Raw genomic sequence first — 15,258 nt, 5'->3', positions numbered from 1 at the left:
ATTCCCGGGTCAGGCGCCGGGGCCGATGTCAGGCCCGGGCGGAATGCCGGGGCCGGGTGGAATGCCGGGGCCGGGTGGAATGCCGGGGCCAGGCCAGATGCCGCCGTTCGGCTACGGCTCCCTGCCCACGCCGCCCTCGGTGACCAGCGCGGTGGCGATAGTCGCGCTGTGCCTGTTCTGGGTGCCGTTGGTCGGCTTGGTGCTGGCCGTCGTCGGGATGGTGAAGACCGCGCGGGGCAAGGCCCGCGGGCGGGGGCTGGCCATCACGGCTCTGGTGTTGTCCATCCTGGTGACCGCGGCGGCGATTCTCGGCGGGGCGGCGATCGCGTCGAAGCCGTCGGCGTTGGACGCCGGATGCCGGAACGGGAAGTCGGCGGTGCTGGACCAGTCGAAGAAGATCGATGCCGACTCCAAGCGTGGCGACACGAACGCGGTGCAGGGTGATGTCACCACGCTCGTCAACGATCTGGCGAAGGCCGCCAGCGAGTCCAAGCGCAGTGATGTGCGCTCGACGGTGACGGCCGTGCACGACGACTACGCCGCGCTCGCGGCCGGGAACGGCGACCAGGGCAAGCTCGACGCCGACCTGCACGAGATGGACCACCTCTGCACGATCGGGAAGTAGCCGGTCGGTCCTTCGGTCAGCCGGCCCTCGGTCAGCCGGCCCTCGGTCAGCCGGCCCTTCAGTCCGTCAGTCCTTCAGCAGCGGCACCAGAGCGCGGAAGGCGCGGCCGCGATGGCTGATCGCGTCCTTCTCCCGCGGGCTGAGTTCGGCGGTGGTGCGGGTCTCGCCTTCGGGGACGAAGATCGGGTCGTAGCCGAAGCCGCCGTCGCCGCGGGGGGCGCGGATCAGATGGCCGGTGGCGACGCCCTCGACCACGTGCTCCGTGCCGTTCGGGTGGACCAGGGCGGCGGCGCAGGTGAAGTTGGCGCCCAGGGCCTCGTCGGGAACGTCCCCGACCTGATCCAGCACCAGCTGCAGGTTGGACACGTCGCGGCCGGGGCCGGCCGGCAGGTCGCCGAAGCGGCCGGACCAGCGCGCGGACAGGATGCCCGGCATGCCGTTCAGCGCGTCCACGCACAGCCCCGAGTCGTCGGCGACGGCCGGCAGGCCGGTGGCCGCGGCCACGGCGCGCGCCTTGATCAGCGCGTTCTCGGCGAAGGTCAGACCGGTCTCGGGGATCTCGGGCAGTGCCGAGTACAGCTCCGGGCCGGCGAGTTCGACATCGGTCAGGCCGGCGGCGAGCAGGATCCGCTCGAGTTCGGTGATCTTCTTGGCGTTGCGGGTGGCGAGGACGATCTGGCGCATGGGCGCCAGTCTAGATCTGTGCCGGAGGCCGGCAGCGCGCCGGGCAGCACACTCACGGCTGCTGCGAGCAGACCGTGCCCATCGTTTGGAAGTCGCTCTTGAGCGGTCCCGGGCTCGGTTTCTGTCCCTGCTTCGCCTGGTTCTGCATGGCCGTCATGTCGTTGACCATCCGGTTCATCGCCACCGCCGCCTGCGGCTTCCTGGTCTGCGATGATCCGGCGCGGACCTGCTGGATGGCACCGGGAAGAGCGGCCACGCCCTGCAACAGACCCGCCTGCTGCGCGAACAGATAGCCGCTGAACCCGGCCAGCGCCGTCTTGCAGCCGGGGTCGGTCCAGGTGTCGTTGAGGCTCTTGATCGACGAGGCCAGGGCCGCGGAGGACTCGGTGCTCGGCGAGGAGCCGCCGGCCGGGGTCGATGGCGCCGCGGAGTCCTGGCTGCCGCCGACGCTGCCGGGGGCCCCGCCGGAAGTGGCCGGCGCCGGAGTCGAGGAGCCCGAGGTGCCCGGCGCGGTGGTCCCGCCGGACGCGCTCGCGGCGATCGTGCCCTGCGAAGCGCAGGCCGTCAGTGCCAGTGCGGTCGAAGCCAGCAGTCCTGGTATCACGCTCGCGCGCAGCCGCCCGGTCATGATCCACCCCCTGTGGAAGACATTCGGAGCCCCGTCGTATGCGAGGCTCCGAACAATATAGGAGGTGCGGTTAAGAGCGTGCGGACCGGCGGTCAGCTCAGCAGGGACTTGACCTGGTGTGTGGCCAGCTCGCGGCAGCCGGCGGTGGCCAGGTCCAGCAGCGCGTCCAGCTCGGCGCGGTCGAAGGGCGCGCCCTCGGCGGTGCCCTGCACCTCGACGAACTTGCCGTCGGCCGTGCAGACCACGTTCATGTCGGTCTCGGCCCGGACGTCTTCCTCGTAGCACAGGTCGAGCATCGGCACGCCGTCGATGATGCCGACGCTGACCGCCGAGACCGAACCGGCCAGCGGCTCCTTGGTGGCCTTGATCATCTTCTTGTCGCGCATCCACGTGACCGCGTCCTGGAGCGCCACGTACGCGCCGGTGATGGCCGCGGTCCGGGTGCCGCCGTCGGCCTGGAGGACGTCGCAGTCCACGACGATGGTGTTCTCGCCCAGCGCCTTGGTGTCCACCACGGCCCGCAGCGCGCGGCCGATCAGCCGGGAGATCTCCTGGGTGCGCCCGCCGACCTTGCCCTTGACCGACTCGCGGTCGCCGCGGGTGTTGGTGGCCCGGGGCAGCATCGCGTACTCGGCGGTGACCCATCCCTTGCCGCTGCCGCGCAGCCAGCGCGGGACGCCTTCGGTGACGCTGGCGGTGCACAGCACCTTGGTCTGGCCGAACTCTACGAGGACGCTGCCCTCGGGGTGGATGGACCACTTGCGGGTCAGGGTGACCGGACGGAGCTGGTCGGCTTTGCGGCCGTCGACGCGTGCTGCTGACATGTGTCGACCCTAGCCCACCACCGGGGCGGGCGAGGGCGGCGGTGCGGGGCGCGCGATGCCTGCGCCAGGCACCGCCGCGGGCTCGCCGCGCCGCCTCAGCAGCCGACGACAGCACGGCGGACCTGCGCCGCCTCAGTCCGGCGAACCCGCAAGCGCCTCAGTCCAGCGCCACGTGCGCCAGCAGCCGCAGCGTCGGCAGGTCGGTGGCCTTGCGCAGCCGGGAGGCCAGGTCCCGGTGGAAGAACTCCTCGACCAGGTGCGGCACGGTCAGCACGATGATCTCATCGGCCACGTACTTGGCCGCGATCTCCTTCAGCCCCTCCACCGGCGGCCCGGCCAGCAGTTCGCCGACGGCCTGCTTGCCGGCCTGCTGGAAGGCCTCGACGGTGCCGGTCAGCACCGCGCGGGCGGCCACGACGGCCTCGTTCAGCGGCTCGTCGTGCGAGTCCTCCTCGGCCCCCTTGAAGTTGCCCAGCGCCAGGTCGTCGAGGGTGGCCAGGACCTTGCCGTTCTCCTTGCCCACCGGCACCACGATCACGTAGTTCTCGGCGGCCATGCCCTCCTCGACGTTGTCGGCGTGCAGGCCGACGACGTACTCCAGGTCGTGCTGGTTGATCGTCTTCTCGACGACGAGCATGGTGGTCGGCACAGTCAAGTCCTCTCCGGTGCTGCGGTACAGGGCGGCGGCGGGCGCCGCTCCCCCATGCCCATCATGGTCTCAGATCTGGAACACCGCGCCGGGCGTGGCCAGGAACACCTGGCCGTCGTAGGCGGCCTTGGCGGCGGTGAGGTTCAGTTCGGCGTCGGTCCACGGCGGGATATGAGTCAGCACCAGGCGGCCGGCCGCGGCGGCGCTCGCGCTCTCCCCGGCCTGGCGGCCGTTGAGGTGCAGGCCCAGCAGGCCGTCGTCGCGGCCCTCCTCGAACGAGGCCTCGGCCAGCAACAGGTCCGCGCCCTTGGCCAGGTGGTCCAGGGCGGCGCAGGGGCCGGTGTCGCCGGAGTAGACCAGGGTGCGCCCGGCCGCCTCCAGCCGGATCGCGTAGGCCTCGACCGGGTGGTCGACGCGCGACACGCGGACGGTGAACGGCCCGGTCTCGAAGGTGTTCGCGGTCGCGCCCTCGCCGGCGCCCTCCAGCACGTTGCGGAAGGTGAACACCGACTCGCACTCGGCGTCGTCGGTGTCGTAGGCCTTGGCGATCCGCTCGCGGGTGCCGGCCGGGCCCCACACCGGCAGCAGCGGCAGCGGCTCGCCGCCGGGCCGGTACTTGCGCGCGACGTAGTACCCGCACATGTCGACGCAGTGGTCGGCGTGCAGGTGCGACAGGATCACGGCCTGCAGGTCGTAGATGTCGCCGTACCGTTGCAGCTCGCCCAGCGCGCCGTTGCCGAAGTCGAGCAGGACCCGGTGTCCGTCGTGCTCGACCAGGTAGCTCGAACACGGGTTGCCGGGACCGCCGAAGGACCCGGAGGAACCGATCACGGTGAGCTTCATGGGGACTCCGCAACTGTGGCGTATCGGGATTCGGTGGCGCCGCGGGGTTCTGCGACGTCTCGCGGATCGGTGGCGTCCGGCGCCGCACCGGGCACCAGGCCCTGGTGGACGTGGCCGATCTCGGGCCCGAGGAAGCGCTGCCCGATCTGCAGGAACTGCTCCGGGTCGCCGGTGGTGGTGAAGCTGTGCACGGGCTCGGGGAGGTCACCGGGGCGCATGAGCGCGTTCTCGGCCAGGACCCGGTAGACGTCCTTGGCGGTCTCCTCGGCGCTGTTGATGAGGACCACGTCCTCCCCCATCACGTAGGAGATGACTCCGGTGAGCAGGGGGTAGTGGGTGCAGCCCAGGATCAGCGTGTCGACGCCGGCCCGCGCGACCGGGTCGAGGTACTCGTGCGCGACCCGCAGCAGTTCCTCCCCCGCGGTCTCCCCGGCCTCGACGAACTCCACGAAGCGCGGGCAGTCCTGGGTGGTGAGCTGGATCTGCGGCGCGGCCGCGAAGGCGTCGACGTAGGCCATCGAGCGCCGGGTGGACCGGGTGCTGATCACACCGACGTGCTGGTTGCGGGTGGCGGCCACGGCCAGCCGGACGGCGGGCCGGATCACCTCCACCACCGGGATCTCGTACCGCTCGCGGGCGTCCCGCAGGACCGCGCCGGAGGCCGAGTTACAGGCGATGACCAGCATCTTGACGCCGGACTCGACCAGCTTGTCCATGCACTCCAGGGCATAGGCGCGCACCTGGGCGATCGGCCGGGGGCCGTAGGGCTGGCGCGCGGTGTCGCCGAAGTAGCTGACGGCCTCGTGCGGCAGCTGGTCCAGCAGGGCGCGGACGACGGTCAGCCCGCCGAAACCGGAGTCGAAGATGCCGATGGGCGCGTCCCGGGGTGCCGGGGCGGCGTGCGAAGGCGGTGGTGCGGCCATGAGGTGACAGCGTACGGCTCCATCCGCAGAACGTCGGCGATTGGACCGCTCGATGTGGCCACTGTCTCAGCGGTGCTTTTGGTCACAGCCGGGCTGACCTGCCTTTTTTCAGTCGGCCCGGTCAGGGCCGCCGGACCGGGCGAGCAACGCGTCGCAGACGTCGACGAGCCGCCGGCGCAACGGCGCACCCCGGCGCGCGAACTCGGCCTGCATCGCGGCGTACTCGGCCCGGCCGGCCGGCGTCTCGACGCGGATCGGGGCGTAGCCGAGCTCGGCGAGGTCGTAGGGACTGGCCCGCATGTCCATCTCGCGGATCTCGGCGGCCAGCGCGAAGCAGTCGGCGATCAGCTCGGAGGGCACGAACGGGTCCAGCTTGTAGGCCCACTTGTAGAGATCCATGCCGACGTGCAGACACCCGGGCTGCTCGTTGGCGACCTGCTCTTCGCGGGTCGGGCGCAAGGTGTTGAGCGGCACGGCGTCGGCGGTGAAGAAGCGGTAGGCGTCGTAGTGCGAGCAGCGGATGCTCTGGGTCTCGACGACCTGATCGGTGCCCGCCGACCCGAGCCGCAGCCGGCGCGCGGAGTGCCGCACCTGCTCGGGCCCCAGGCGGTAGACCATGGCCCACTCGTGCAGCCCGAAGCAGGCCAGGCGCGGCTCCCGACCGGCGGTGGCCAGCAGCAGCGCGCGGACGAACTCGGCGGTGCGGCGCCGGGCGTCGGTGAACTCGGCGGGATCGAGGGTGACGCCGTCGGAGGTCTCGACATAGCCGCGCCAGGCCAACCGCTCACGGGCCGCCTCCCCGGCCAGCACCACACCGGGGCCGGGATGCCAGCGCAGGAGACGCGCGGGGCGGTGCGAGTAGTAGGTGAACAGGAAGTCGATGACCGGATGCGCCTCATTGCCGGCGCGGCGGCGGAGATGGGGCTCGGTCCACGCGGCGACGCGGGTCCGGTGCGCGGCTTCGCGGGCTCGCCAGACGGGCTCGGGAAGGATCTCGCTCACGCTTCGACGGTACCCGGTGGGTGCGACCCGGCCGAATCGGGTTTCAGACGCGGGTGCCTCAATGAACGATGCCGCCTGGGTTGAGCTGTCTATCGCAGCTCAGCCCAGGCGGCATGCGACTAGGAAGCCGAGCTGGAAGCGGTCGAAGTGGCCGTGCCGCTTGAGGAAGTCGAGGAAGTCGAGGAGGTCGAGGAGGTCGAGGAGGTCGAGCTGCCCGAGGAACCGGGGCTCTTCGAACCGGTCGGGGTCGGTGTCGACGGCACGCCGGTCGAGGAGCCGGTTGGGGTCGGCGTGCTCGGCGTGCTGGGCGTGCTGGGCGTCGCCGGGGAACTCGGCGTGCCAGGCGAACTCGGCGTGCCCGGCGAGCTCGGCGTCGCGGAGTCCGAGCCCCCGTCCGACGAGCTCGGCGCGCCACTCGGCTCAGCGCTGCTCTGCGCCGCCTCCGCCTGCTTCACCATCGCCATGTAGTCGGCGCTCTGGTTGTCCGGGACCGGGGGCACCGCGACCGGGGCGCCCCAGTCGCTGTAGTCGATCTCGCCGGTGAGGGTGCCGGCCGGGGTGACCTCGGTGAAGGTCATCGCGACCGGGAGGCCGTCGGCGCGCAGCCAGACGTCGTAGCCCAGCTTGGTGACCTGGCCCTGGGCCAGGGCGTCGGCCACCACGTCGGAGTCCTCCTGGGTCAGGCCGCGGCCGACCAGGTTCGGGTCGGTGGCGTCGGCGCCGGTCAGGGCCCCGGCGTAGTGCATGGTCTGGACCCCGCCGTGCTGCTCGGCACCGACCTGGTGCAGGTCCTTGGCGGCGGCCAGGAGGATCAGGCCCTTGCTCGGGGAGGTGTTCTCCAGCACGTCGCTGCCGACGGCGGCGGTGTTCGGGTCCTGGGCCATGGCCTGCAGGTCCATCTTCAGCCACGCCTTACCGCCCATCTGGGCGGCCAGCTGCGGGTTCTGGCCCATCTCCATGTACATCACGTTGTCCGCGTAGCGGATCGGGATGGGCGGTGTGGTCTGCGCGCTCGGGTCGGCCGCACCGCCGCCGGAGCCCATCACCAGCATGCCCTGCAGCGTCGGGTGCTCGTCGAAGGTCGCCACCACATCGGAGGTCTCCGAGCCGGTCGGCGCGGTCAGCACCGTGTGCACCTTGGCGCTGGGGTGCGCGGTGACGGCACGGGTCGCGGCCTGGATCGCGTCCTGGGCGCTGAGCGAGGACAGCTGCGCGAAGGACTGCGGCGTGCCGTCCGACGCCTTCAGGGAGCAACCGGTGAGCGAGGACGCGGCCACGGCCGCCAGCACGGCGCCGGACCATATCTGCTTGCGGGGCATGAGGTTTCCCACCCTTGATCGTGAAAGCGAAGAGCGGGGGAAGCATAGCTTTATCGCAGATCAGGCCCGGCGCCGGGGGCACGGGCGGATCGTTGATCAGGCGTGTTGATCACCACCGGGCACGACGTAGGTGTCGTCGGCCGGTGGCGCGACGACCGAGACGGGGACGCCCCACTGGCTCAGCGTGCTGTCGGAAACGGTGTCGCCGTCGCTCCCCGATTGGGTGTCGATGTACTCGATCTCCAGGCCGTCCGCACCGATCCAGACATCGATACTGGACTTGGTGATGTCCAGCGTCTGCATCCGCTGCCGGAAATAGTCCAGGTAATCCTGGGTCAGACCGGAACCCGCGGGCGGCACCTTCGGCATGGTGTCCGGAGTGACGGTTCCCGCGATATGCAACGCCTGGCGGCCGTCCTTGGTCTCGACGCCGACCCGGTGCAGATCCGGGATCGCCAGGTTCACCAACGCACCCTGCCGCGGGTCGGCGCGCTGGTAGAGGGAGGCGAGCTGCCCGAGAGTCGCCAAGGTCGGGTCGGTGGAACTCGCCGACGGCGGATGGGTGAGATCCAGCTTCACCCACGTTTTGCCGTGCCGATCGGCAGCGGGAATCGTCGGATCATCCATGTAGACGGAGTTCCCGTCGCCTCGGGTCTCGCTCTGGATGTGCTTACCCGCAGTTGTGGTGGCTGTCGTCAGATCCTGCTGGAACCTGTCGGTCCGCTGGGGGCCGTCCTGCGTGAACGAGGCGTTCGGTTGCGTCGCCACGGTGTGGATCCGCACCGACTGCCGGGCGATTCCGGCTTGGACGGCGTCCTTCAGCGCCTGGGCCGCGCTCACTGTGTTCAGATCCAGGTTCAAGCTCGTCGTGACGCCGATCACCCCCGAGGAAGAACAAGCGGCGGCGGCCATGACCATCGTCACCGCCGCCGCCGTCGCGCCATACCGCGTCCAGCCGTTGGAAACCGTGCGAATCACGCCGAACCCTCCCCTGTGAGTCAGAACGCGGAGATGCTAACCGCGATCGGGCCCGTCACGGGGAGGACCGGTCCTCGCTCACGCCCAGAGCTGGCCCTCGATCCGGTCCTCGGCCTCGTCCAGGGTGCCCTCGTAGGCGCCGGTGGACAGGTACTTCCAGCCCCCGTCGGCGACGATGAACGCGATGTCCGCGCTCTGGCCCGCCTCGAAGGCCTTGCGCGCGATGCCGAGCGCCGCGTGCAGCGCGCAGCCGGTGGAGATGCCCGCGAAGACCCCTTCGGCGGCGAGCAGCTCGCGGGTGCGGCGCAGCGCGTCGTGCGCGCCGACCGAGTAGCGGGTGGTCAGGACCGACTCGTCGTAGAGCTCCGGGACGAAGCCCTCGTCGAGGTTGCGCAGACCGTAGATCAGCTCGTCGTAGCGCGGTTCGGCGGCGACGATCCGCACGTCCGGCTTGTGCTCGCGCAGGTAGCGGCCGACGCCCATCAGGGTGCCGGTGGTGCCCAGGCCGGCCACGAAGTGCGTGATGGTCGGCAGGTCGGCCAGCAGCTCCGGACCGGTGCCGTGGTAGTGGGCCAGGGCGTTGGCCGGGTTGCCGTACTGGTAGGGCATCACCCAGTCCGGGTGCTCGGCGGCCAGGCCCTTGGCCACCCGCACCGCCTCGTTGGAGCCGCCGGCGGCCGGCGAGGAGATGATCTCGGCGCCGTACATCCGCAGGATCTGCCGGCGCTCCTCGGAGGTGTTCTCCGGCATCACGCAGATCAGCTTGTAGCCCTTGAGCTTGGCGACCATCGCCAGGCCGATCCCGGTGTTGCCGGAGGTCGGCTCCAAGATGGTGTCGCCGGGCTTGAGCCGGCCCTCCTTCTCGGCGGCCTCGACCAGGCCCAGCGCGACCCGGTCCTTGACCGAGCCGGTGGGGTTGCGGTCCTCGAGCTTGGCCCACAGCCGCACCTCGGAGGACGGCGACAGGGTGGGCAGCCCGACCAGCGGGGTGTGACCCACGGAATCCAGGAGCGAGTCGTAGCGCATCGGCGGCGCCTCCGTGTCCTTCCCGGTCCCGGGCTCAGCCGCCGGCGACGGCGGGCAGGACGGTGACGGCGTCGCCGTCGGTCAGCGGGGTGGACAGGCCGCCCAGGAAGCGGACGTCCTCGTCGTTCTTGTAGACGTTGACGAACCGGCGCAGCTCGCCGGCGTCCAGCAGCCGGTCACCGAGCCCGGGGTGCCGGGTGTCCAGGTCGGTGATCAGGGCGGCCAGGGTGGTGCCCTCGGCCTCGACGCGCTTGGCGCCGTCGGTGTAGGTGCGCAGGATGGTCGGGATCGACACGCTGACGGACATGTCCGGTCATCTCCTCGTGAGAAAAGCCAGGAAGGGCGGAACGGGCGAACAGGGCGTATGGGAGGCCCCGCGGGCAGTGCCGCTCACACGGCGCCGCGGCTGCGGGGGACGGATCGCGGGTTCAGACGCCCCGGCGACACAGCGCGCTGGCCAGCCGGCCGAAGTCGACATGGCGGCGCGCGACGAGCAGCACCGTCGGATCCATGCCGGGAGAACGCATGCCCCCATGATATTCATCCCGGCAACGGATCGGACCTGGTTCCCGAGCGGTGAGACCCGGGACACGGGAGAAAAGCGCGGGCCCGTCAGCACCGGCGAAAGGTGCCGACGGGCCCACCGGCGCTCAGGGCCGCGGCGCGGCGCTCACGCCCCCGGCTCGCGGTCGGCGCGGTAGCGCTCGATCGCGGCGTTGGTCGAGGAGTCGTGGTGCAGCGGCGCGTCCGAGGACAGCTCGGGGACGATCTTCTTCGCCAGGACCTTGCCCAGCTCGACGCCCCACTGGTCGAAGGAGTCGATGTCCCAGACCGCGCCCTGGACGAACACCTTGTGCTCGTACAGCGCGACCAGCTGGCCCAGGATCGAGGGGGTCAGGCGCTGGGCGGTGACCGTGGTGGTCGGGTGGTTGCCGCGGAAGGTGCGGTGCGGCACCTGAGCAGCCGCGACGCCCTCGGCCTCGACCTGCTCACGGGTCTTGCCGAAGGCCAGGGCCTCGGTCTGGGCGTAGAAGTTGGCCATCAGCGCGTCGTGCTGGCCGAACGGGTCGGTGCCCTCGATCGGCCGGTCGAAGCCGATGAAGTCGGCCGGGATCAGCGCGGTGCCCTGGTGGATCAGCTGGTAGTAGGCGTGCTGGCCGTTGGTGCCGGGGGTGCCCCAGACGATCGGGCCGGTCTGCCACTCCACCGGCTCGCCGTCCCGCCGCGTCGACTTGCCGTCGGACTCCATGTCCAGCTGCTGGAGGTAGGCGGTGAACTTGGACAGGTAGTGCGAGTACGGCAGCACCGCCAGGGTCTGCGCGTCCCAGAAGTTCCGGTACCAGATCCCGATCAGGCCGAGCAGCAGCGGCAGGTTCTTCTCGGCCGGCGCGGTGCGGAAGTGCTCGTCCATCGTGTGGAAGCCCTGAAGCATCTCCTCGAACCGCTCCGGGCCGATCGCGATCATCAGCGACAGGCCGATCGCCGAGTCGTAGGAGTAGCGGCCGCCGACCCAGTCCCAGAACCCGAACATGTTGGCGGTGTCGATCCCGAACGCGGCGACGCCCTCGGCGTTGGTGGACACCGCGACGAAGTGCTTGGCGACCGCGGACTCGTCACCGCCGAGCCCGGCCAGCAGCCACTTCTTCGCGGAGGTGGCGTTGGTGACGGTCTCGACCGTGGTGAAGGTCTTGGAGGAGACGATGAACAGGGTCTCGGCCGGGTCCAGGTCGTGGGTGGCCTCGTACAGGTCGGCGCCGTCCACGTTGGAGACGAAGCGGAACTGCATCTCCCGCATGCTGTAGGGCTTCAGCGCCTCGTAGGCCATCGCCGGGCCCAGGTCCGAACCGCCGATGCCGATGTTGACGACGGTCTTGATGCGCTTGCCGGTGGCACCGGTCCACTCCCCGCCGCGCACCCGCGAAGAGAAGGCGGCCATCCGGTCGAGCACTTCGTGCACGGCCGGCACCACGTCCTCGCCGTCCACCTCGATGCGCTCGGTCTTCGGCGCCCGCAGCGCGACGTGCAGCACCGCCCGGTCCTCGGTGATGTTGATCTTCTCGCCGCGGAACATCCGGTCCCGCAGCTCGAAGACCCCGCGCTCGCGCGCCAGGTCCAGCAGCAGCCGCAGGGTCTCGTCGGTGACCAGCTGCTTCGAGTAGTCCGCCGACAGGTCGCCGGCCTGCGCGAAGTAGCGCTCGGCCCGGCCCGGATCGGTCTGGAACAGCTCGCGCAGGTTCACCCGGTCGAACTCCGCGTGGTGCGTCTCAAGCGCCTTCCACTGCGGCAGATCGGTGAGCTTCTCAGTCATCGGGGTCCTCCTGGCGATCGTGCGACTTCGGCGTCAAAACCCTATCGCCGCAGTCGAGCAGAGGCCTCGGCGGTGAGGTGAACGGGTAGGGTCCGGCGATTATGACCATCAAGAACAGCCGGGACGCGCGCCTGGCGGAGGCTGTGGCACTGCGCGAGGCCGGGGAGCACGAACAGGCGCGGCAGCTGTTGGTCGCGCTGGCGGACCAGTTCCCAGCGGACGCGGCCGTGGCGTATCAGACCGCGTGGGTGCACGACGTGCTCGGGCTGGAGACGGAAGCGGTGCCGTTCTACGAGCGGGCACTGGCCGGCGACGGGCTGTCCGAGCAGGAGCGGCGCGGCGCCCGGCTCGGCTACGCGAGCACGCTGCGCGGGCTGGGCCGGTACCCGGAGGCGGTCGAGGCCTTCCGCGGCGGGCTCGCGGAGTTCCCCGACGACAACGCCCTGCGGACCTTCTCGGCGATGGCGCTCTACAACGTCGGCGAGCACCACGAGGCGATGCGGACGCTGCTGGAGGTACTGGCGGCGACGAGTGCGGATCCCGCAGTCCTGCGGTACCGGCCGGCGATCGAGCACTACGCCCGGGACTTGGACGCCGTCGAACAGGCCGAGTAGGCCGAACAGCAAGATCGCGCAGGTCGGCGCACACCCTGTGCCGAAACTGTGAGCGCTGGGTCACGACGCCGGCCCGTGCCGGCCCCGTGCCTATGCTGAACCGGTGACCAGCATTCTCGTCGTCGAGGACGAACCGACCCTGGCCGAGGCGATCGCCGCCCGGCTGCGCGCCGAAGGGTTCGCCACGCACCTGGCCGGCGACGGCCCGGCCGCGGTGCGCACCGCGCACGAACACGTGCCCGACCTGATCGTCCTGGACGTGATGCTGCCCGGGTTCGACGGCCTGGAGGTGTGCCGCCGGATCCAGGCCGAGCGGGCCGTGCCGGTGCTGATGGTCACCGCCCGCGACGACGAGAGCGACCTGATCGAGGGGCTGCGGACCGGCGCCGACGACTACCTGACCAAGCCGTTCTCGATGCGCGAGCTGATCGCCCGGGTGCACGCGCTGCTGCGGCGGGTGGAGCGGGCCGCGGAGCTCCGAACCGGCGAGCTCCGAACAACAGAGCTCCGAACCGGCGAGTCCCGGACCGCCGGGCCCGGGTCGAACGGCGGCCTCGACCGCGGCAACGTGATCCCCATCGGCACCGGCTTCGCCCCCGGCGCCGCCGCCGCGCGCGCCCCGCGGCCGCTGCGCTTCCAGGCCATCGGCACCAGCGCCGGCCCCCGGATACTGGAGATCGACCCGGCGCAGCGCCGGGTGCGGGTCGGCGCCGGCCGGAACCGGGACGAGGCGCACCTGACGCCCACCGAGTTCGACCTGCTGGCCTGCCTGGCCGGACAGCCGCGCACCGTGCTCACCCGCGAGAAGCTGCTGGCCGAGGTGTGGGACTGGCTGGACGCCTCCGGGACCCGCACCGTCGACAGCCACGTCAAGGCCGTCCGGCGCAAGATCGGCGCGGACTGGATCCGGACCGTGCACGGCGTCGGCTACGCGCTGGAGGCCGAGCCCGCGGCCGGCGACAGCCTGGAACCGGCGAACCGATGAACTCCCGTCTGTCCCTGCGCGTGAACACCGTCGGCGCCCGCTCCCGCAAGGTCGGCGGCACCGTGATCGGCCGGGCCCGCGAGGTGCGCCCGCTGGACCGCTTCCACAGCATCAAGGTCAAGCTCGGCGTGCTGGTCGTGGCCTCGGTGTCGGTGGCCGGGATCTTCACCGCGATCGGGGTCTCGGCCGGGATCCAGGCCCGGTACGTGGTCAGCGTCGCGGTGATCCTGTCGCTGGGCGTCACGCAGATCCTGGCGCACGGCATGACCAGCCCGCTGCGCTCGATGGCCGACGCCGTCGAGCGCATCGCGCGCGGCGACTACAGCCGGCGGGTCACCACCGCCACCGGCCGCGACGAGGTCGGGCAGCTGGCCTCCGCGTTCAACCTGATGGCCGCCGACCTGGAGGCGGTGGACCGGCAGCGCAAGGAGCTGATCGCGAACGTCTCGCACGAGCTGCGGACCCCGATCTCGGCGTTGCGCGCGGTGCTGGAGAACGTCGTGGACGGCGTCACCGAGCCCGATCCGCCGACCATGCGGCTGGCGCTGGAGCAGGCCGAGCGGCTGGGCCGGCTGGTCAACACCCTGCTGGACCTGTCCCGGATCGACGCCGGGGCGGTCGAGCTGGACCGCGAGGACGTGGCGCTGGAGGAGTTCCTGGGCACCGTGGCCCGCGAGGCCACGGTCTCGATGCTGGCCAAGGACGCCGGCCATCGGCGGCCGCACACCGTGGTCGACGTGGTGCCGCCGGAGCTCACCGTGCGGGCCGACCGCGAGCGCCTGCACCAGGTCGCGGCCAACCTGCTGGACAACGCCGTGCGGCACTCCCCGGCCGGCGGCCGGGTGACGCTGCGCGCGCGCCGGCTGGAGGCCGGCGGCGTCCGGGTCGAGGTGTGCGACCAGGGCCCCGGGATCCCGCCCGGTGAGCGGGTCCGGGTCTTCGACCGCTTCGACCGCGGCTCCCGGCAGGCCGCCGACGGCGGCACCGGGCTCGGGCTGGCCATCGCGCGCTGGGTGGTGGATCTGCACGGCGGGCGGATCTCGGTGGCCGAGCCTGGCGAACAGCCGGCGGGCGGGGAGCCCGCGGCGGCCGGAGTTGCCACCGGCGCGGCGATCGGTGCCTCAGTTGGCAAGCCGGCGCGCGGTCCGGCTGGCAACCCCGTTGGCAACCCGGCCGGCAACGGGGTCGGCCATCCGATGGCCGCCGGTGCGTCACCCGGGTGTGTGATCCGCGTCGATCTGCCGTAACCGGCCGGTTGAACACCACGCACTAATGTGCGGCCGGAGTGTGAATCTGGTCACTCTTGACCACGGCCTGGCAACCCGGGCCTAGTCAGATGGAGGGATTTTCCCCGTCGGACGGTGTGATCAGCGCCTCGAACCCGGGGCGCGACTGCACTAAAGCCCCACACCGGCGTAGCCTGGATGACCGCTATACGTCTACGGCCGAGGCACGGTTGTGGACGCTGTGCACTCCTATACGCACCCACGCGGAAGAGGGCGGAAACCGCCGTGTCGCCACAGCCGTCGCAGCAGGCAACCACCGATCAGACTGCCGGTACTCCGGGCTCCACGCCGGGGCACACCCTGGCCGAGTTCGGACCGAACGAGTGGCTGGTGGACGAGATCTACCAGCAGTTCCTGCGCGATCCGGAGAGTGTGGACCGCGCGTGGTGGGACTTCTTCAACGACTACCAGCCCACGGACAGCTCTGCCGCCGCGCAGGCTCTTGCCCCCGTTGCGAAGGTTGATAACCCCGAAGTGACTGTGACCTCCGACACATCGGCTCCCGTCCAACCCGCCACCCCGGCCACCCCGGCTGCGCCGACCGCCCCCGCGACGGTCCCGGCC

18 protein-coding genes are annotated in these 15,258 nt (G+C 71.2%); 5 read left to right on the top strand and 13 right to left on the bottom strand.

All coding sequences use genetic code 11. The features are described from left to right. Positions 1–79 precede the first annotated feature (79 nt). Complete coding sequence (locus KGQ19_RS41520; protein ID WP_212019809.1) at positions 80–625, top strand: DUF4190 domain-containing protein; 546 nt, start codon at positions 80–82, stop codon at positions 623–625. Between the two features lie 66 nt (positions 626–691). On the opposite strand, the gene rdgB is transcribed toward KGQ19_RS41520, so the two are convergent. The 13 genes from rdgB to pgi form a co-directional block, all read right to left on the bottom strand. Further along, on the bottom strand, positions 692–1,309 hold the full coding sequence (rdgB, locus tag KGQ19_RS41515; RefSeq protein ID WP_212019807.1) for an RdgB/HAM1 family non-canonical purine NTP pyrophosphatase: 618 nt from the start codon (positions 1,307–1,309) through the stop codon (positions 692–694). Between the two features lie 52 nt (positions 1,310–1,361). Beyond that, positions 1,362–1,937, bottom strand: coding sequence for a hypothetical protein (locus tag KGQ19_RS41510; RefSeq protein ID WP_212019805.1), 576 nt, complete (start codon positions 1,935–1,937; stop codon positions 1,362–1,364). Positions 1,938–2,029: 92 nt separating this feature from the next. Beyond that, a complete protein-coding gene (gene rph, locus KGQ19_RS41505; protein WP_212019804.1) occupies positions 2,030–2,761 on the bottom strand; it encodes a ribonuclease PH in 732 nt (243 codons plus the stop codon). A gap of 157 nt (positions 2,762–2,918) precedes the next feature. Then, the gene (locus tag KGQ19_RS41500) at positions 2,919–3,410 is read right to left on the bottom strand and encodes a hypothetical protein (RefSeq protein WP_212019802.1); all 492 of its coding nucleotides are present in this window, start codon (positions 3,408–3,410) and stop codon (positions 2,919–2,921) included. A gap of 69 nt (positions 3,411–3,479) precedes the next feature. Beyond that, positions 3,480–4,253 (bottom strand): MBL fold metallo-hydrolase, encoded by a 774-nt coding sequence (locus KGQ19_RS41495; RefSeq protein WP_212019800.1) that lies wholly within the window; start codon positions 4,251–4,253, stop codon positions 3,480–3,482. Then, positions 4,250–5,176 (bottom strand): glutamate racemase, encoded by a 927-nt coding sequence (gene murI, locus KGQ19_RS41490; RefSeq protein ID WP_230420253.1) that lies wholly within the window; start codon positions 5,174–5,176, stop codon positions 4,250–4,252. The genes KGQ19_RS41495 and murI overlap by 4 nt, the downstream gene beginning before the upstream one ends. Positions 5,177–5,284: 108 nt before the next feature. After that, positions 5,285–6,178, bottom strand: a complete 894-nt coding sequence (locus KGQ19_RS41485; RefSeq protein WP_212019798.1) for a 3-methyladenine DNA glycosylase — start codon at positions 6,176–6,178, stop codon at positions 5,285–5,287. Positions 6,179–6,297: 119 nt separating this feature from the next. Continuing rightward, complete coding sequence (locus KGQ19_RS41480) at positions 6,298–7,497, bottom strand: SCO4651 family lipoprotein (protein WP_212019796.1); 1,200 nt, start codon at positions 7,495–7,497, stop codon at positions 6,298–6,300. Between the two features lie 96 nt (positions 7,498–7,593). After that, positions 7,594–8,475, bottom strand: coding sequence for an SCO4651 family lipoprotein (locus KGQ19_RS41475; protein ID WP_212019794.1), 882 nt, complete (start codon positions 8,473–8,475; stop codon positions 7,594–7,596). 78 nt (positions 8,476–8,553) lie between these two features. Further along, on the bottom strand, positions 8,554–9,501 hold the full coding sequence (locus KGQ19_RS41470) for a PLP-dependent cysteine synthase family protein (protein WP_212019792.1): 948 nt from the start codon (positions 9,499–9,501) through the stop codon (positions 8,554–8,556). 34 nt (positions 9,502–9,535) lie between these two features. Next, positions 9,536–9,808 carry a MoaD/ThiS family protein gene (locus tag KGQ19_RS41465; RefSeq protein ID WP_212019790.1) on the bottom strand — a complete coding sequence of 91 codons (273 nt, stop codon included), beginning with the start codon at positions 9,806–9,808 and terminating at the stop codon, positions 9,536–9,538. Between the two features lie 121 nt (positions 9,809–9,929). Then, positions 9,930–10,028: a putative leader peptide gene (locus tag KGQ19_RS53160; RefSeq protein ID WP_323746582.1), complete on the bottom strand. Its 99-nt coding sequence runs from the start codon at positions 10,026–10,028 to the stop codon at positions 9,930–9,932. 143 nt (positions 10,029–10,171) lie between these two features. Then, a complete protein-coding gene (gene pgi, locus KGQ19_RS41460) occupies positions 10,172–11,809 on the bottom strand; it encodes a glucose-6-phosphate isomerase (RefSeq protein WP_212019788.1) in 1,638 nt (545 codons plus the stop codon). A 101-nt stretch (positions 11,810–11,910) separates the two neighbouring features. Here pgi and KGQ19_RS41455 point away from each other — a divergent pair, with 101 nt between their 5' ends. From KGQ19_RS41455 to KGQ19_RS41440, 4 genes are all read left to right on the top strand, one after another. After that, entirely contained in the window at positions 11,911–12,423 is a 513-nt protein-coding gene (locus KGQ19_RS41455) for a tetratricopeptide repeat protein (RefSeq protein ID WP_212019786.1), read from the top strand. Between the two features lie 103 nt (positions 12,424–12,526). Further along, positions 12,527–13,408 (top strand): response regulator transcription factor, encoded by an 882-nt coding sequence (locus KGQ19_RS41450; protein WP_212019784.1) that lies wholly within the window; start codon positions 12,527–12,529, stop codon positions 13,406–13,408. Continuing rightward, positions 13,405–14,655 (top strand): HAMP domain-containing sensor histidine kinase, encoded by a 1,251-nt coding sequence (locus tag KGQ19_RS41445; RefSeq protein ID WP_212019782.1) that lies wholly within the window; start codon positions 13,405–13,407, stop codon positions 14,653–14,655. Before KGQ19_RS41450 ends, KGQ19_RS41445 begins: the two co-directional genes overlap by 4 nt. A gap of 264 nt (positions 14,656–14,919) precedes the next feature. Next, on the top strand, positions 14,920–15,258 hold a 339-nt coding region (locus KGQ19_RS41440; protein ID WP_438801898.1), incomplete at its 3' end, for a 2-oxoglutarate dehydrogenase E1 subunit family protein.

The organism is Catenulispora pinistramenti, assembly GCF_018274385.1.
In the GTDB taxonomy this organism is placed as follows: Bacteria; Actinomycetota; Actinomycetes; order Streptomycetales; family Catenulisporaceae; genus Catenulispora; species Catenulispora pinistramenti.
The sequence above is the reverse complement of the archived record's forward strand: the minus strand, read 5'-3'. Positions and strand labels throughout refer to the sequence as shown.